At 39.0% G+C, this 16,900-nt stretch carries 17 protein-coding genes; 10 read left to right on the forward strand and 7 right to left on the reverse strand.

Annotated elements, in window-relative coordinates:
• Window position 1 precedes the first annotated feature (1 nt).
• Genes trpD through H4J66_RS11925 form a run of 3 tightly spaced genes read right to left on the reverse strand, consistent with a single transcriptional unit; the run spans window position 2 to window position 3,345 of the window.
• The gene (gene trpD / locus H4J66_RS11915; protein ID WP_182174804.1) at window positions 2-1,033 is read right to left on the reverse strand and encodes an anthranilate phosphoribosyltransferase; all 1,032 of its coding nucleotides are present in this window, start codon (window positions 1,031-1,033) and stop codon (window positions 2-4) included.
• A complete protein-coding gene (locus tag H4J66_RS11920) occupies window positions 1,026-1,688 on the reverse strand; it encodes an aminodeoxychorismate/anthranilate synthase component II (protein WP_182174807.1) in 663 nt (220 codons plus the stop codon). The genes trpD and H4J66_RS11920 overlap by 8 nt, the downstream gene beginning before the upstream one ends.
• Window positions 1,681-3,345, reverse strand: coding sequence for an anthranilate synthase component 1 (locus tag H4J66_RS11925; RefSeq protein ID WP_182174836.1), 1,665 nt, complete (start codon window positions 3,343-3,345; stop codon window positions 1,681-1,683). The genes H4J66_RS11920 and H4J66_RS11925 overlap by 8 nt, the downstream gene beginning before the upstream one ends.
• 329 nt (window positions 3,346-3,674) lie before the next feature.
• Between H4J66_RS11925 and rnm the strand changes: the two genes are divergently transcribed.
• The 10 genes from rnm to folD all read left to right on the forward strand — a co-directional run bounded on the left by rnm (window position 3,675) and on the right by folD (window position 11,881).
• On the forward strand, window positions 3,675-4,559 hold the full coding sequence (gene rnm / locus H4J66_RS11930; protein WP_182174839.1) for an RNase RNM: 885 nt from the start codon (window positions 3,675-3,677) through the stop codon (window positions 4,557-4,559).
• A 133-nt stretch (window positions 4,560-4,692) separates the two neighbouring features.
• On the forward strand, window positions 4,693-5,313 hold the full coding sequence (locus H4J66_RS11935; protein ID WP_182174842.1) for an L-threonylcarbamoyladenylate synthase: 621 nt from the start codon (window positions 4,693-4,695) through the stop codon (window positions 5,311-5,313).
• A 60-nt stretch (window positions 5,314-5,373) separates the two neighbouring features.
• On the forward strand, window positions 5,374-6,183 hold the full coding sequence (locus tag H4J66_RS11940) for a ScpA family protein (protein WP_182174866.1): 810 nt from the start codon (window positions 5,374-5,376) through the stop codon (window positions 6,181-6,183).
• Window positions 6,180-6,761 (forward strand): SMC-Scp complex subunit ScpB, encoded by a 582-nt coding sequence (gene scpB / locus H4J66_RS11945; RefSeq protein WP_182174881.1) that lies wholly within the window; start codon window positions 6,180-6,182, stop codon window positions 6,759-6,761. The genes H4J66_RS11940 and scpB overlap by 4 nt, the downstream gene beginning before the upstream one ends.
• 110 nt (window positions 6,762-6,871) lie before the next feature.
• A complete protein-coding gene (rluB, locus tag H4J66_RS11950) occupies window positions 6,872-7,732 on the forward strand; it encodes a 23S rRNA pseudouridine(2605) synthase RluB (RefSeq protein WP_070374002.1) in 861 nt (286 codons plus the stop codon).
• A 52-nt stretch (window positions 7,733-7,784) separates the two neighbouring features.
• Entirely contained in the window at window positions 7,785-8,924 is a 1,140-nt protein-coding gene (rnd, locus tag H4J66_RS11955; protein ID WP_182174883.1) for a ribonuclease D, read from the forward strand.
• A 52-nt stretch (window positions 8,925-8,976) separates the two neighbouring features.
• Entirely contained in the window at window positions 8,977-9,267 is a 291-nt protein-coding gene (locus tag H4J66_RS11960; protein ID WP_182174885.1) for a YcgL domain-containing protein, read from the forward strand.
• A gap of 10 nt (window positions 9,268-9,277) precedes the next feature.
• Window positions 9,278-10,333: a lytic transglycosylase domain-containing protein gene (locus H4J66_RS11965; protein WP_182174887.1), complete on the forward strand. Its 1,056-nt coding sequence runs from the start codon at window positions 9,278-9,280 to the stop codon at window positions 10,331-10,333.
• 42 nt (window positions 10,334-10,375) lie between these two features.
• Window positions 10,376-10,885 carry a YcgN family cysteine cluster protein gene (locus H4J66_RS11970; protein WP_146798446.1) on the forward strand — a complete coding sequence of 170 codons (510 nt, stop codon included), beginning with the start codon at window positions 10,376-10,378 and terminating at the stop codon, window positions 10,883-10,885.
• A 135-nt stretch (window positions 10,886-11,020) separates the two neighbouring features.
• Window positions 11,021-11,881, forward strand: coding sequence for a bifunctional methylenetetrahydrofolate dehydrogenase/methenyltetrahydrofolate cyclohydrolase FolD (gene folD / locus H4J66_RS11975; RefSeq protein ID WP_182174889.1), 861 nt, complete (start codon window positions 11,021-11,023; stop codon window positions 11,879-11,881).
• Between the two features lie 4 nt (window positions 11,882-11,885).
• On the opposite strand, the gene H4J66_RS11980 is transcribed toward folD, so the two are convergent.
• The 4 genes from H4J66_RS11980 to H4J66_RS11995 form a co-directional block, all read right to left on the reverse strand.
• On the reverse strand, window positions 11,886-12,332 hold the full coding sequence (locus tag H4J66_RS11980) for a GNAT family N-acetyltransferase (RefSeq protein WP_182174891.1): 447 nt from the start codon (window positions 12,330-12,332) through the stop codon (window positions 11,886-11,888).
• Between the two features lie 80 nt (window positions 12,333-12,412).
• The gene (gene ilvN, locus H4J66_RS11985) at window positions 12,413-12,910 is read right to left on the reverse strand and encodes an acetolactate synthase small subunit (protein WP_070373995.1); all 498 of its coding nucleotides are present in this window, start codon (window positions 12,908-12,910) and stop codon (window positions 12,413-12,415) included.
• Window positions 12,910-14,634, reverse strand: coding sequence for an acetolactate synthase 3 large subunit (locus H4J66_RS11990; protein ID WP_182174893.1), 1,725 nt, complete (start codon window positions 14,632-14,634; stop codon window positions 12,910-12,912). The genes ilvN and H4J66_RS11990 overlap by 1 nt, the downstream gene beginning before the upstream one ends.
• 1,083 nt (window positions 14,635-15,717) lie before the next feature.
• The gene (locus H4J66_RS11995; protein ID WP_182174895.1) at window positions 15,718-16,119 is read right to left on the reverse strand and encodes a DUF3718 domain-containing protein; all 402 of its coding nucleotides are present in this window, start codon (window positions 16,117-16,119) and stop codon (window positions 15,718-15,720) included.
• Between the last annotated feature and the right edge of the window lie 781 nt (window positions 16,120-16,900).

The following is a 16,900-nucleotide window of genomic DNA, read 5'->3' on the forward strand; positions in this document are numbered from 1 at the left end:
GTTATGCCATTGCCTTTGAGTCTGAATTTGAGTTTGAAATCACGACCATATTTTCTAAAGTCGTTAATGCTTTACCTGAAGCTAATACTTCTCTTGCCATGTTAGCGGCTATTTTTAAATCAGTTGCTTTATCATGTAGGTACAATAAGGCAGCACAATTAATAATGACGGCGGCATTATGAGCAGGCTTGCCATTACCACTGAGAATAGCGCGAATATAATCGGCATTTTCTTGTGGCGTACCGCCCTTAATATCTTCTAATGTATAACTGGGTAAACCAAAATCAGCGGGAGAAAGGGTTCGGCTTGTACATAGACCATTGGCTATCTCGCTAATTTGCGTTTCGCCGTGTAAAGCAATTTCATCTAAGCCGCTACCGTGAACGACCCAACCACGCTTGACCCCAGTTAACAGTAAACTTTTTGCCATTACATCGATAAGCCCTGGTGTATAAACACCGAGTAACATTGTGCTCGGTGAAGCAGGATTTACTAATGGCCCTAAAATATTAAATAAAGTGCGCACCCCCATAGATTTTCTAACCGGAGCAGCATGCTTAAAACCCGGGTGATAAGCCGGAGCATATAAGAAACATAAATTTGTTTGTGCTAAACACGCACTTGCTGTCGTTGGCGACATCATTAAATTGACGCCAAAGGCCTCCAGTAAATCCGCGGAGCCAGACATGCTAGAAACACTTCGGTTACCGTGTTTCGCCATTTTTAAGCCACACGCCGCGGCTAAAATTGCCGCAGTAGTTGATATGTTAATGGTATTTGCGCCATCACCACCGGTGCCTACACAGTCAGCAACGTTATGCTCTTGCTGCGGAAATGGAGTTGCTGATCCTCTTACGGCTAGAGCAGCACCTGAAATTTCGTTAGCTGTTTCGCCCTTTATTTTTAAGGCAGTTAATACACTTGCTAACAGTACGGGCTCAACCTCACCTTTGATCATATTTTTAAAAAAATCTTCAGCTTCAGTCTGACTAATATCATTTCCATCAACGAGTTGTTGTAAAATTTTACTCATAAGAACCTTCCGCTACTTTGTGTGGTGAAGCCAGTAAATAATCAATAGTTTGCGCTAATAACGTGCCGCCATAAGTCGTTAGGATTGACTCTGGATGAAATTGAAATCCTAAGGCTACGTCTGTTTTATGCTCAATGGCCATCGGTAAACTGATTTGTTCAGATGTGATATATTCAGCAATAATATCAATGGTATTAGGGACTTCACTTGCTACCAGTGAATGGTAGCGAGCCACAGGTAACGGGTGATTTATCTGGTCAAAAACACCAGTTTGACGATGGGTAATACTCGAGGCTTTACCATGGACAATTTCAGGTGCACGGATAACTTTACCGCCATAGTGTTCAACTAAGGCTTGATGGCCTAAACAAATGCCTAAAATTGGATATTTACCGGCACATTTGGCTATTAATGCCATTAAACAGCCGGCTTTACTGGGTTCTCCTGGGCCGGGCGATAATACGAGTAAAACTCGTTTGGTGGATTTTTGCATTTGTTCAAAGATAAAATCTGCCGATAGGGTGTTTCTATATATGGTCGGTTCAAACCCTAAACATTGAAATTCATCGACCAAGTTGTAAGTAAAAGAATCTAAGTTGTCGAGCATGAAGATCTTTACGTTGCCATTAACAGGGGCTTCTTGATGACTATGCATGATTACTCTCCTTGCACAGGTTATTTAGCTTAGTGCTGTCGCTACTCGGGGCGGCAGTGATCTCAACAGTGAACAGTTCTGCATGTTGAATGGCATTAATGACCGCTTGTGCTTTTTGCTTGGTTTCATTGGCCTCTGACTGGGGGTCTGAGTCGTAAACAACACCGGCACCCGCTTGAACATGCGCTATACCGTGTTTAACAAAAGCTGAGCGGATAACAATACAGGTATCCATTTCACCGTCACCAGTTAAATAGCCAACCGCGCCGCCATAACTTCCCCGACGTTTGCCTTCTACTTCTCGAATTAATTGTGTCGCTTTTACTTTTGGGGCTCCCGATAAAGTGCCCATATTCATACAAGCCTGATAAGCGTGTAGAGCATCAAGGTCAAGCGCTAAGGTGCCACAAACTCTAGAGACCAAATGCATAACATGAGAGTAACGGTCAACTTTTAATAAATCAGCAACATAGCGAGTACCTGCTTGGCTAACGCGGGCAATATCGTTGCGAGCTAAATCAACCAGCATAGTGTGCTCGGCTAATTCTTTTTTATCTAAACGTAATTCAAGTTCAATGCGGCTGTCTAAATCAAGCGAAATTGAACCATCTTTATTAAGTCCGCGCGGACGAGTTCCGGCAATGGGATAAATTTCTACTTGACGATTTTTATGTTGATATTTTAATGCAGATTCTGGGGAAGCACCAAAAATACAAAATTCGCTGTCTTTTAGGTAAAACATATAAGGGCTAGGGTTGCTTTGCTTTAACGCTTTATAAGCATTTAAGGTATTTGAGCACTTTAGCGAAAAGGTACGAGAAGGTACCACTTGAAAAATATCACCGGCGCGAATATTTTCTTTTAACTGATTAACCGTGTCACAGAACTGTTGATCTGAGATGTCGCTAATAACTTCATTTTTTTCAATCGGCTTGTCATCAGGTCTTTCTTGAGCAATATATTGTTGAGCCAAAATACTTTTTATATCGGCTAACCGTTGGCGAATAGTCACAAGATTATTATTGGCCGCTTCTCCTGAAAAAATATTACCAATAACTTCAGTTGATTGCGCTTCATGATCGATAACCACAACGGTTTCAGCCAAATAATAGACGAAGTCTGGGCAGGTATTATCTCCTTGGCTTACTGTCGGTAATTGCTCGGTCATCGACATCATGTCAAAAGCGAAGACACCACCTAAAAATATCGCAAAAGGGTGATTATTGCTATTTTTAAGCTTGTTGAATAAGCGCAAACTTTGAAAAGGATTAATAGCGAGTAAGCGCGATTTTTCATCCAGTTGTTGAGTCAGTTCGGGGAAAATTGCGCCAAGTGTTTTATCTTTAACACTTAATGAGGCGTGTTCAGCTAAATGCTGTTGCGCAAACTCAAGGGCCGATTGGCCATTGTTCGTTAACGCTTCAAACGTAACAAGATTGCCATGACAGGTTATTTTTAATGCCGCATCGGTAAGTAATAAGCTTTTTAATTGATGCTTTTTATCAATTTCAGCCGATTCTAATAATAAGTTATTGTCGCTGTTTTGGCTTAACTGGTGAAATATCGCCAGGGGATCGGTCTGATATTTAACGGTTTCTGATAGTGTGGTAACACTGCCAGTTTGCTTATCTATGGTAAGCGTATTCTGATGATTCATATTCTTTCCTAGCTTTTAACGTCTAATTTAAATTAATGGTCAACCTGCATAAATAGGCAATAGCCACCATATAAACCAACTTTTAACGCGCGTAATAATCATGTTTTTCTCGCCATAGTACTTTAGCTTTGAGCTAAAAAGGAAAAAGCCCACTTATTATGAAATAAGCAGGCTTTTTGAATTTTTACGTACAAGTAAACATCACAACCCACTTATGTAGATTTATGCCACCAACAATTCATCGAAATAGTTTGTTTTACTTGTATCATTATTGTCTTCATCTCAGTAAAATTGCCTTAGCAATTAATTCCCCTATAGAAGAACCGATTATGACTGTATTGTCAACCTCTGATTTAGCTGATTATTATAGCCTACGGGTCGATTTGCACAGTCATACCAAATGTTCTGATGGAACACTGACGCCGCAAGAGCTTGTTGAACGGGCGGTTAACTTCCAATTGAATGTTTTAGCCATTACCGATCACGACACTGTTAAAGGTTTATCTATAGCTAAAGATTATATTCTAGAAAAAAATCATCCATTAACTATCATCAATGGCATCGAAATATCAACCAGCTGGCATGGTTTTGAAATTCATATTGTTGGCTTAAACATCGATGAAAATAATGAACAATTGCAAACGTTAATTGCCAGCCAGCAAGCAGCAAGAGAATTACGTGCCACCACCATGGGTGAAAAACTCACCAAATGTGGCTTCCCTGGCATCTACGAGCAAGCGAAAGAACTTGCAGGGCAAGGCTCTATAACGCGGGCACACTTTGCTAAAATATTATTGCAAGAAGGCCATGTTGATCATATGCAAAAAGCCTTTGATAAATACATTGGCAAAGGCCAACGCGCGTTTGTAAAGCCCAACTGGTGTTCTATTGAAGAAGCGATTGCCGCTATTCATCACGCTGGCGGTAATGCGGTGATTGCTCATCCGGTTAGATATGACTTATCAACCAAATGGTTACGCCGCTTAGTGGTGCAATTTAAAGCGGCAAAAGGTGATGGTTTAGAAATAGTATTACCGCAAATGGCTAACGAACAACGAAAATTAATGCTAAGCTTTTGTTTAGAATATGATTTACATGCATCTATGGGCTCAGACTTTCATTATCCAACGCGATGGAGTGATTTAGGTCGTAATTTACGTATGCCCGATCAGGTGAAACCCATTTGGGACCTTTGGCCTAAGGCCGTTAAGTGAGTTATTAAGTGAGCAACAGAGGTATACCTGAGGTATACGTAAGTGAGTAGTAAGCTTAACAACTGTATTAATACTTAAAGTCGTACCTAAAGTAATACCGAAATTAACATCAACATCTTAGTGGAGAAAATTTATGAGTCAGTTTTTTTATGTACACCCAGATAATCCGCAAGGTCGTTTGATGAAGCAAGCGTCGGCCATTATCCAACAAGGTGGTGTTATCGTTTACCCTACCGATTCAGGTTATGCTTTAGGTTGTCATATCGGCGACAAAAAAGCGCTTGAACGTATTTGTAATATCCGAAATATCGATAAAGATCATAATTTCACTTTAGTGTGTCGTGATTTATCTGAATTATCCGAGTATACCCGTGTTGATAACAGCGCCTATCGGTTATTAAAAAGTAATACCCCAGGTCCTTATACCTTTATCTTTAAAGGGTCAAAAGAAGTACCTAAACGGTTATTAAATCCGAAAAGAAAAACCATAGGTATTCGGGTGCCTGATAATGCCATAGTGCAAGCCTTATTGGCTGAACTGCAAGAACCTATTATGTCGACAACGCTAATCATGCCCGGTGAAGAACGAGCAGAGTATGACCCTGAGCACATTCGCGATATTTTAGAGCACCAAGTTGATTTAATCATTAATGGCGGGCACTTGGGTGAGCACCCAACCACCGTCATTGATTTTTCTGATGATGAAGTGAAAGTTATTCGAGTCGGTGAAGGCGACCCAAGCCCTTTTGAATAACTACAACTTATTATGGATTAATAACGAGTGAGTCAGCCCGCTAATTCAAAAGAAAAAACTATGCCGCGAGAGATGGTTCAGCAAGTATTACCGCTGGCATTGATCCGTGGTGAAGTGGTGGTTAATAAGCCAAAAGATTTATTTATTCCGCCTGATGCCTTAGAGGTTATTTTAGAGTCATTTGAAGGACCACTTGATTTATTGCTTTACCTTATTCGTAAGCAAAAATTTGATATTCTTGATATGCCTATTGCGCCGATCACTACACAATATATGCAATACATTGAATTAATGAAAGAAATTAAAATGGAATTAGCGGCCGAATACCTAGTAATGGCTGCCATTTTAATGGAAATAAAGTCACGTTTATTATTACCAAAACAAGCGGTAGCTGATGAGGACGAAGACCCACGTGCCGAATTAGTACGGCGTTTACAAGAATATGAAGTGATCAAAAGTGCCGCGCAACAACTTGATCAAATTCCTCGTCTTGAACGTGATTTTTTTCAAGGGAATGTTGAATTATCTGAAGATTTTCAAGCCGCCGTTTTTCAGGCTGATGTCGACTTAAGTGAACTTGTCAGTGCTTTACAAGGAGTACTTAAACGTACCAAAGCACTCGAACATCATCATATCGAAAAAGAATCTTTATCAACCAGAGAGCGGATGTCATCAATATTAGCGCAGTTAAAGTGTGCTGCTGAAAATAGCTCAGCTTTTGTTGAATTTAGCGCTTTGTTTGCAGTCGTTGAGGGCAGACAAGGTGTTGTGGTAACTTTTTTAGCTATTTTAGAGTTGATCAAAGAAAGTTTGATAGAATGTGTACAAACCACCATTTTTGGTCAATTAAGAGTGCGTTTACCAGTATGACAACGGTTGAAAAAATAAAAATAGCTAAACTTATTGAAGCGGCTTTTTTTGTCAGCGATGGACCTTTGAGTGTTAAGCAAATAAAAACAGAATTATTAGTTAATTATCAGCTAAATCACCAGCAAATTCGTGATGTCATTGGTGAATTGGTGATAAAATATAAAAATTCAGGGGTTAATTTGGTGCAGGTTGCTTCAGGTTACCGATTTGAAACGATTAGTGAGCTTAATGAAGACTTAGCTATTTTTGTTGCTAAGCTCACCAAAGAAAAAGCGCCTAAGTATTCGCGAGCACTTTTAGAAACGCTTGCCCTTATTGCTTATAAACAGCCAATAACCCGCGGCGAAATTGAAGAGATTCGCGGAGTAGCAGTAAGTAGTTATATAATGAAAACATTATTAGAAAGAAACTGGGTGAAAGTGGTTGGTAATAAAGAAGTGCCTGGGCGGCCATCGTTATATGCGACCACAAAAGCATTTTTAGATTATTTTTCATTAACTTCATTAAGCCAGTTACCCGAATTATTGCCTATGGCTGATTTAGGCGCTATAGATATACCTTTGCAAGCATCGGTTTAGTTATAGCAACAGCACCCGTATTAATAAAAATATACAAACACTATTTATTTTAGAGACAGCAACGTAGCGGAAAATACCGTGAAGTTACTGACGTAAAGAGAGTTAAAGCCATGTCTGAAAAATTACAAAAAGTCCTTGCCCGTGCCGGTAAAGGTTCACGCCGTGAAATGGAAACTTTCATTAGTGCTGGTCGTATCAGTGTTGATGGAAAAACCGCTTTTTTAGGGGACCGCATCGAAGGAAGTGAGCAAATTCGTCTTGATGGTCACATCGTTAAGTTAAAACCTAAAGAAGATGATTTATGTCGTGTCATTATGTACAACAAGCCCGAAGGCGAAATGTGTACCCGGAAAGATCCTGAAGGGCGTCCAACGGTTTTTGATCGTTTACCGCCACTAGAGAATAGTCGCTGGGTTGCTGTTGGTCGATTAGATATTAACACTTCGGGTATGTTGTTATTTACTACTGATGGCGAGCTTGCTAATCGCTTAATGCATCCTTCACAAAAAGTTGAACGTGAATATGCCGTACGTGTTTTTGGCGAAGTTAATGAAGCCATGCTGCAAACATTGCGTGCGGGTGTTAAATTGGAAGATGGACCGGCGAAATTTCAAAAGATCACTTACAAAGGTGGTGAAGGACGTAATCATTGGTTCCATGTGGTACTTTCTGAAGGGCGTAACCGTGAAGTTCGCCGTTTATGGGAAAGCCAAGAAGTTCAAGTTAGCCGTTTAATTCGTGTGCGCTATGGCGATATGGAAATGAAACGACAACTACCTAATGGTGGTTGGACTGAGTTAGCTTTACCTGAAGTCAATTACTACCGTAAATTAGTGGGCTTGCCAGTTGAAACACAAAGCAAAGTAAAAGTGGACGAAAAAGTAATGGATAATGCCAAAAGCCGTCGTATTCGCCGCTCAGTGAAAAAACATCAACAAAGAAGCCAACAAGCAACTCGTCGCCGCCGTTAGTCTTTTGTTGATATTGTTGCATAAGCTGTCATTAATTTTTTAAGGGATAAACTTGAATAAAACTTACGTAGAAGATCATGCCTCATTGGTTGTGCTTTGTCAGAAACTTGCGCAAGCAGACTTTTTGGCAATAGATACCGAATTTGTTCGCACTCGTACCTTGTATCCTAAATTAGGTCTTATTCAAGTGAACGACGGGGAAAACTTAGCGTTAATTGACCCCGTTGCGATAGATGATTTATCACCCTTTTGGCAGCTACTAACCGATGAAAAAATTTGTAAGGTACTACATGCTTGCTCAGAAGACTTAGAAGTTTTTTTGACTGCGGCAAATTGTCGTCCGGTTAACTTAATTGACAGTCAAATAATGATGTCGTTTCTCGGCCATGGTTTATCAATGGGCTATGCCGCAATGGTCAACCATTATCTTGAGATAGAAGTTGATAAGTCAGAGTCTAGAACCGATTGGATGAAGCGTCCTTTAAGTGCTAAACAGCTTGATTATGCGCAAGCAGACGTCGAGTATCTATTTCAACTTTATCCGCGTATTCGCGATGAACTTGAGCAAAAAGGCTGGCTCGATGCTGCGCAGGAAGAAAGTGATTTACTGATAGATAAAAAATTTACGCCTATCGATGAAAGTAAATTATATCGTAATATCAAGTTAAGCTGGAAACTCAGCGCCAAGCAACTGTACATCTTGCAACACTTAGCCAGTTGGCGTTTTCAGCAAGCAAAGAGTCGTGATATGCCGATAGGCTTTATTGCAAAAGATCACACCTTATTTGCTTTAGCGGTTCATAACCCTGATAACGTTGCGGTTATGGCCAACCTTGAAGGCGTCGAAATGCTTGATGTTCGCCACAAGGGCAAAACAATGTTGATGGTCTTAAAAAAGGCTGAGCAAGAAGATTGTGGTCAATACCCCGAGAAAATTTTTCGTCTTGATGAATACCCAGGTTATAAGCAAATCTTTAAGAAAGTGAAAAACTTTGTTGCTGAACAAGCGTTAAACGCTGAACTTACCGCTGAAAATTTAGCCTCGAAAAAACAAATTAATCAATTTTTGTCATGGCATTTTAAATTACATAATGCGCCCGAGTATAGTGAATCAATTGATATATTGTCGGGCTGGCGTAAAACCTTGTTCGGTGAGCAATTAAATTTATTCGCCAAAAATGATTTTAAATAAACTGTCTATTAGGCATTTTAAAACACTACAACTAAAAACATAGGTCTTCTTAATGCTGTGTACCATTTATAAAAGTACTAAAAAAGCGCAAACATATCTTTTTGTTAAACAACGTAATGATTTCTCATCAGTACCGGCACCCTTGATGTCGATTTTTGGTACGCCAACACTTGTTACTGTGATGAATCTAGCAAAAAAAGAAAAGCTGGCACTAGCAGACATTGAAAAAGTAAAAGCAAATTTAAATGAGCAAGGCTTTTACTTACAACTTCCACCCCCCGTAGAAAACTTACTTGACCAACATAAAACGGATATGAAAATAAAAAATAACAATGATGATTAAGGAGTGTTGCATGTCGTTTTGCTTTGATATTAAAAAATATAGTGTACTACTGAGTTGTTGTATTTTGCTTTGTTTAACTAGCTCTGCTCAAGCGGCAAAAAAAAATCTAAGTGCAGTGGGTTTTGAAATATATGTTACAGCACTCAAAGTAGAAGCGTTGGGCAAGGGCTATGACACTGCACTTGTTAATAACGCCTTTTCAAAGGTCAAATTTCATAAGCGTGCGGTAAAAGCCGATCGTTCTCAGCCAGAAACTGTTGAAACTTTAGATACTTATTTACCAAAACGTGTTCCTGACTGGAAAGTTAATAAAGCGCGTGCATTGTATAAAGAAAATTTACCCTTACTGACAAAAATTGGTAAAGAATATAACGTTCAACCCCGTTTTATCGTGGCGTTATGGGGGTTAGAAACAAACTTCGGTAAAATCATGGGTAATTATAATGTTATTTCGTCATTAACCACGCTTGCGTATGAAGGTCGCCGTGAAGTGTTTTTTAAGAAACAACTTTGGGCTGCGTTAACTATTGTTCAGCAAGGACATATCAGTGTTGAACAGATGAAAGGCTCTTGGGCGGGTGCTATGGGGCAAAATCAGTTTATGCCAACCTCGTTTGTTGCTTTTGCGGTCGACGGAGATGGCGATGGCAAGAAAGATATCTGGGGTAATTTAGACGATGTGTTTTCGTCTATGGCTAACTATCTTAAAAAAGAAGGTTGGAGCGACGAATTAACTTGGGGTAGACAGGTTAAATTACCAGCAAATTTCGATAAGTCGTTGGCTATTCCTAAAAATACGGGTAGTCGAGCAAACTGGTTAAAAGCTTGGGAAAAAACAGAAAAAACCTTAGCACAGTGGCAAGCTTTAGGTGTTAGGCGCGCTGATGGTACTCACTTACCTAAAGTCGACATTAAGGCTGCACTAGTATTTCCTGATGACGAAAATGGCCGTGTTTATTTAGCTTATAATAATTACAAGAGTCTAATGCATTGGAATCTATCTTATTATTTTGTTAGCTCGGTCGGTCATTTATCAGACAGAATAAAATTTCCACCTATTCAGTAAAATTCATTCGATTCACCAGAGAAAATAAAAGAGAAGATATTTATGAGCGAACAAGCTCCTTTTTGGCAAACCAAAAAATTAGAAGAAATGAGTCGACCTGAGTGGGAGTCTCTTTGCGATGGTTGTGCTAAATGCTGTCTAAACAAATTTATTGATGATGATGAAACAACCCAGGAAACTGAGTTACTGCCAACCACTTATATTAACGAAGGTGAGCAGATTCATTACACTAATATTGCTTGCCATTTACTGAATGAAAAAAGTTGTCAATGTTCAAAATACGAACAACGTACCACTTTAGTGCCTGATTGTGTGCGCTTAACACAAGAAAATTTAGACGGTGTTTTTTTCATGCCGCCTAGTTGTACCTATCGTCGTCTAAAAGAGGGACGTGGCATGCCTTCTTGGCATCCACTGCTTAACAACGGAAAAAAGACAGCTATGCATAAAGCGGGGATGTCGGTTCGAGGAAAAATAGTTAAAGATAACGATGTTGCGATAGAATATTTTGAAGATTTCATTGTTTCATGGCCGCTAAATGATATCGATTAATTTTATGCTTTGCTTTCCTCTATGTAAAAGGTAAGTGCAAAGAGTGATAGCAACAAGGGTTGACGGCTAACGTTCAATTCAGTCGTGACTCGTTTCCTAAATTTCTAACGCTAATTCTAATAAAGTGAAATATAGATGATCATTGATGGTAAGCAGGCAGCTGCTGATTTACGAAAAACACTAACGCTTCAAGTCGCTCAGCTTAAAAAAGACAAGGGAACTGTTCCTGGCTTAACGGTGGTACTCGTTGGGGAAGACCCAGCAAGTGAAGTTTACGTGCGTAATAAAATAAAGCAGACACGTGATGTCGGCATGATTTCTAACGAAATTAAATTGCCTCATGACACTAGCCAAATACAATTATTAGCTGAGCTGCAACAATTAAATAGTGATGATGCGGTGCACGGTATTTTAGTACAATTACCCTTGCCAAATCACATTGATGAAAGCGTTATTATTGCGGCTATTGCTCCGCATAAAGATGTTGATGGTTTTCATGCGATGAACTCGGGTCGCTTGTTAAATGGCGAGCCAGGCGCATTAGTACCCTGTACGCCGCAAGGCTGCATTATATTGGCTAAACAACATTTAGGCGAAGACTTATCAGGATTGCATGCGGTTGTCATTGGTCGCTCTAATATCGTTGGTAAGCCTGTTGCTTTGTTACTTCTACAAGAAAATTGCACAGTAACCATTGCTCATTCCCGCACTAAAAACCTAGCAGGTATTTGTCAGCAAGCCGATATTTTAATTGCAGCGGTTGGACGAGCTAATTTTGTTCAAGCCAGTTGGGTGAAACCAGGCGCAACTGTTATTGATGTCGGTATTAACCATATAGAAAATGAGAGCGGCAAAGCTAAACTCGTTGGTGACGTCGACTTTGCGAATGTTGCACCGGTTTGTGGTGCGATAACACCGGTACCGGGTGGTGTTGGCCCAATGACTATTGCCTGCTTATTGAAAAATACCCTTATAGCCGCAAGCACTAATGGCTAATTTTCTATAAAATAAGCGGCTTACAAGTGAAAGCTAATAAATTTCTTTTAGCTTTCTTTACTCTTAGAAACCTTTCTAACAGCGGCTCAGGTAATTGTTGTTCAGATATTTTTTCAAAGCCATTTTGCAGATAAAAGTGATTTAGCGTTTCATCAGCAAAACAGAAGATTTCTTGGTGTTGATGTTGAGTGCAAGCAAAGGTTAATAGCTGTGAGGCTAACGTTTGTTGTCGAAAGGCCCGTTCGATAACCAAAGCATGTAAAAACGATTGTTGGCTATTTTCCAACAGCGTTGAAATTATAACTGTGCCAATAATATCTGATGAGTACTTAAGCAAGTAAGCGTTGTCTAAACCCAGTAGGCCTGCCCTATAACTTTGCTGTTTATAAAAACGCATCAGTGATTTTTTATCACTTTTAGTTGCGAGAGAAAAAGTCGTTTTCGTTTTCATTATCTGTCTTTTGATGATTGGTTGCTTATTATAAAACAAAAAACCAAGCAGGTTGCTTGGTTTTTTAACTTCAGTGTTCGTTATATCCTAAGCGCTTTCTCACCACGGGCAATACCGACACAGCCGGAGCGCACCGATTCAATTATCTCTGTTTCATTGGCGAGTGTCGTGATAAAAGCATTAAGCTTTTCAGCATCGCCAGTTAATTGAATGGTATAAACTTGCTTACCAATATCGATAATTGAGCCCCTGAAAATATCGGTAATACGCTTAACCTCAGTGCGTGATTTATCATTCATCGCCAAAACTTTGATCAGCAGTAGTTCCCGTTCAACATGGCTACGCTCGGTTAAGTCGGTAATTTTGATGACATCAATGAGTTTATTTACTTGTTTGACGATCTGCTCTAGTACTCTATCGTCGCCTCGTGTTGCTATAGTAATACGCGACAAACTTGGATCTTCAGTGGGAGCTACGGTCAAACTTTCAATATTAAAGGCGCGTTGAGAAAATAAACCAACAATACGTGATAAAGAGCCCGGTTCGTTTTCTAATAAAACAGCTAAAATTCTGCGCATTATGCTTTTACTCCTTTTTTTATCCACATATCATCAATTGCGCCCAATCTTATCTGCATTGGGTAAACATGTTCGTTTTCGTCAACTAATACATCTACAAAAACTAAACGATTTTTAATCGCAAAGGCTTCTGTTAGCTTATCTTCTAATTCATCTAAATGGTTTATCTGCATACCGACATGACCATATGATTCAGCAAGTTTTACAAAGTCAGGAAGCGAATCCATATAGGAAGATGAATGCCGGCCGCCATAAACCATATCCTGCCACTGGCGAACCATGCCTAATGAGCGGTTGTTTAATGAAATAATAACCACAGGTAAGTTGTACTGTAAGCACGTTGAAAGCTCTTGAATATTCATTTGAATAGAGCCATCACCCGTTATGCAAATAACATGACTTTCAGGGAAGGCTAATTTAACCCCCATAGCAGCAGGTAAGCCAAAGCCCATTGTGCCTAGACCACCAGAGTTTATCCATTGGCGAGGTTTAGCAAACGGGTAGTATTGTGCAGCAAACATCTGATGTTGACCGACATCAGAGCAAACATATGCTTCACCTTGGGTAATTTCATACATAGCTTCGATAACACGCTGGGGTTTTATTTGGTCACCTTCTTGGACATAAGCTACGCGGTTAATCTCGCGCCAGTTATTAACTTCTTGCCACCACTGCATTCTTTCTTCTTTATTAGGTTCGAAGTCTGTTGCCGCTAATTCATCTAATAACTGTTGTAACACGAACTCAAGTTGGCCAACAACCGGGATATGAGCATTAATCGTTTTCGAAATAGAAGTTGGGTCAATATCAACATGAATTATCTTGGCATCGGGACAAAATTTCTTAACATTATTTGTGACACGATCATCAAAGCGAGCACCAAGTGCAAGAATGACATCAGCATTTGCCATCGTTTTGTTGGCTTCAACTGAACCATGCATGCCTAACATACCAATATAGTTTTTATGAGTGCCTGAAATGCCACCTAAACCCATTAAGGTATTAGTAATTGGGGCATCTAATTTTTCAACAAGTTTTGTTAACAAGTCTGATGCATTGGCGATAATGACACCACCCCCCGAATAAACAACCAGCTTTTTAGCCGCGGCCATTGCTTTAACGGCTTTTCTTATTTGTTTAGGGTGACCCTTAACGCTTGGGTTGTACGAACGCATCTTAACATCAGTTTCAATATGAAATTCGCCCATGCTGGTTGGCATTAATAAGTCTTTGGGCAGCTCAATAACCACTGGCCCCGGTCTTCCAGTGCTGGCAATATAAAAAGCTTTAGCGATAATATTAGGGATGTCTTCAACCACCCGACAGTTAAAACTGTGCTTAACGATGGGACGAGAGCAGCCAACAATATCAGTTTCTTGGAAGGCATCATCGCCAATAAGTGTGGTCGGTACTTGTCCTGAGAGCACCACCATAGGAATTGAATCCATGTAAGCGGTAGCAATACCCGTTATACAGTTTGTCGCCCCAGGACCTGATGTGGCAAGCACGACACCTACCTCGCCGGTGGCCCGAGCAAACCCATCCGCCATATGAGTTGCGGCTTGTTCATGACGTACTAAGATATGCTCAACGTCTGTTTGCTGAAATAAGGCATCGTAAATATCTAAAACAGTACCACCGGGATAGCCGAAAATGTACTTCACGTCGAGTGCCGCTAATGCTTTTACTACCATCTGTGCACCAGTGAATTGCTTCTTTGTCATGAGCTTGCCTTCTATAAAGTATGGTTAAACTAAGTTTCAACAATAAAAAAACCCTCGGTCTTGTGCAGAGCGAGGGTTTATTGTATTTGTTATTTAATAACTTTTCTTACACACAACACCAACTCCGCAATGGTTTAATGACCACGACGACAGAGAGGAGTGTAATGAGTAAAAATGTAAAATTCATTGTAAATTGAATCCGAAGAAAAATTATTTATGCTTCTATTTTTAAGATGTTTTGCTCTATCTGTCAATAAATAATTACGATTTAAATGAATATACTCATAACATTTTAATTCTATCTTAATGATTTAGGTATAAGTCCATGCTAATGACGTTGCTTTTTTATCATTAATAAGTGGTATTTGGTCTGCAACGATTTAATTTTATTAGTATCTGAAGAAGGTAAATAAAGATCGAAAAAAAATCCCATGCAAGTTTACTTATATCATTGAGCAAAAATGGGCTTTGGTGAATAAAGATAGAAAAAAATGAGGCAGTAAGTTTTTATTTATCAAGTACTAGAAACACTCCAAATAAAGTTGGAAGCTGACCTCAACTGGCATAAGTGAACCTTAATAATCATTCGAAACAGATCCTGAAATGACGGTGTTAACGTCTTCTGCGTGCGCAAAGAAGAAGTAAATTTTTGAAATTTTAATGTTTGTTGAGGTTACCTTAACACCCGCTAGTTGTCTTAAGCAGGCAAATAGTTAATTAAATAATCATTGGTATAGTGGACGTGCCTAAAATCATTTTTGAGACTGATCTCAGGGTATAAAAAACAAAATGAAATTATATAATGAAAACAAAACTTATGGCGGCTGCAAGTTGATAGTTTTAGTTGGCATTCCATATATAGACGCTAACTTCTGCTACAAAATAGTCATTCTGGATTATTAAATAGCTTCTAATTACTGGTCAGCTTTGGGGGAAGAAAACTGACAGTTAGATATTTCAGTATTTTATATCCAATGGTAAGAAGCAGACATTTGTATGCTAAACGTCACATTAACTTATTGAATGAAGAGCTAAACTTTATAGTAAGTTATAAAAGTTTAGCTCTGAATTTCAGTATGCAATTTATTTAGCCGAGCCGACATAAATGATCTTAGTCTCTTCATTTTTTTGATTGAAAACGGCTGCGATATCTTTTATTTCAACACTTGTGGTAGGTATTTTATCTTTTTTGGAGGTGAAATGGTTTAAATACGAAAAGGTATCTAACGCATCATATTTATGGGCAAAATGCGCCATTACCATATCATTACAAGTAACAGAATTAACAGTAAAGCGTTTTGAATTAATCGCAGAACCCTTCATACCCAATCTCAGTGCTTTTTTTAATCCATCTTTATTATTATTGCCAGCAATCACACACATTTCTGTCTCAATACTACTATCTGTTGCAATGAACTTGTACTTGGTAGCATTAGAATTGAAAGCTAATAATACGAACACTACTGCCAATGTTAAAATTTTCATAATTAACTCCTTTATAGTTGCAAGTACCCGATACAACTTAACTAAAACTCACGAATAGTTAACGGGAGATAGGAAGCTATTTAACACATCCTCATCCGCACGGTTATAGGCATTTTTTGCGCCATTCATAATTGGTAAAGCCTAATGGTATGAATAAAAGGCAATTAAAATGTGTAACTTAAAATGATATTAATTTTGAAATAATAAGTGTAAAAAAAATGGACACTGGCTAATGAAAGACTCAAAATACAGAGAAAAATCTAATGTTAGATTTGGAAATATACATATTTATAGTCTGAATGAACATATTTGCAGTGCAATGTATTATATGCTGTAAAAAAACCTGACATTATAGTCTGCTTTACACAAAGTGGACGAGCTGCAAGAAGTCATGTAATACAACCATGTCCGCTGTAGATCAAAACATACAAAAATTTTCAGTATTAATTCTAAAATGCTAAAAATTACTATGCCACCCATGATAATGCTACGCAGTGATAATGTTCTGAAACACAGCTATCCATTGGTCAACAACAAGGCATGTACTGCATCTTGTAAGCCTTTGCCTATCGATAAATTATTATGCCACCCATGATAATTTTCCGCTGTGATAAAAAATTACTATGCCACCCATGATAATGCCACCCATGATAATGCTACGCAGTGATAATGCTCTGAAACACAGCTATCCATTGGTCAACAATAATGCATGTACTGCATCTTGTAAGCTTTTGCCTATCCATTTTTATAGATGTTGATTAAAGGAGTGAATTTCAGGCAA

Origin of the sequence: Colwellia sp. MB3u-55, from assembly GCF_014076785.1 — a bacterium.
Taxonomy (GTDB): domain Bacteria; phylum Pseudomonadota; class Gammaproteobacteria; order Enterobacterales; family Alteromonadaceae; genus Colwellia_A.

What these genes read in the sequence shown, in the direction of transcription:
- H4J66_RS11920 (WP_182174807.1), bottom strand. Translation starts at nt 1,688, where the DNA reads ATGCATAGTCATCAAGAAGCCCCTGTTAATGGCAACGTAAAGATCTTC.
- trpD (WP_182174804.1), bottom strand. Translation starts at nt 1,033, where the DNA reads ATGAGTAAAATTTTACAACAACTCGTTGATGGAAATGATATTAGTCAG.
- H4J66_RS11940 (WP_182174866.1), top strand. Translation starts at nt 5,374, where the DNA reads ATGCCGCGAGAGATGGTTCAGCAAGTATTACCGCTGGCATTGATCCGT.
- H4J66_RS11925 (WP_182174836.1), bottom strand. Translation starts at nt 3,345, where the DNA reads ATGAATCATCAGAATACGCTTACCATAGATAAGCAAACTGGCAGTGTT.
- folD (WP_182174889.1), top strand. Translation starts at nt 11,021, where the DNA reads ATGATCATTGATGGTAAGCAGGCAGCTGCTGATTTACGAAAAACACTA.
- H4J66_RS11960 (WP_182174885.1), top strand. Translation starts at nt 8,977, where the DNA reads ATGCTGTGTACCATTTATAAAAGTACTAAAAAAGCGCAAACATATCTT.
- H4J66_RS11965 (WP_182174887.1), top strand. Translation starts at nt 9,278, where the DNA reads ATGTCGTTTTGCTTTGATATTAAAAAATATAGTGTACTACTGAGTTGT.
- H4J66_RS11995 (WP_182174895.1), bottom strand. Translation starts at nt 16,119, where the DNA reads ATGAAAATTTTAACATTGGCAGTAGTGTTCGTATTATTAGCTTTCAAT.
- scpB (WP_182174881.1), top strand. Translation starts at nt 6,180, where the DNA reads ATGACAACGGTTGAAAAAATAAAAATAGCTAAACTTATTGAAGCGGCT.
- rnm (WP_182174839.1), top strand. Translation starts at nt 3,675, where the DNA reads ATGACTGTATTGTCAACCTCTGATTTAGCTGATTATTATAGCCTACGG.
- H4J66_RS11970 (WP_146798446.1), top strand. Translation starts at nt 10,376, where the DNA reads ATGAGCGAACAAGCTCCTTTTTGGCAAACCAAAAAATTAGAAGAAATG.
- rluB (WP_070374002.1), top strand. Translation starts at nt 6,872, where the DNA reads ATGTCTGAAAAATTACAAAAAGTCCTTGCCCGTGCCGGTAAAGGTTCA.
- H4J66_RS11935 (WP_182174842.1), top strand. Translation starts at nt 4,693, where the DNA reads ATGAGTCAGTTTTTTTATGTACACCCAGATAATCCGCAAGGTCGTTTG.
- ilvN (WP_070373995.1), bottom strand. Translation starts at nt 12,910, where the DNA reads ATGCGCAGAATTTTAGCTGTTTTATTAGAAAACGAACCGGGCTCTTTA.
- H4J66_RS11990 (WP_182174893.1), bottom strand. Translation starts at nt 14,634, where the DNA reads ATGACAAAGAAGCAATTCACTGGTGCACAGATGGTAGTAAAAGCATTA.
- H4J66_RS11980 (WP_182174891.1), bottom strand. Translation starts at nt 12,332, where the DNA reads ATGAAAACGAAAACGACTTTTTCTCTCGCAACTAAAAGTGATAAAAAA.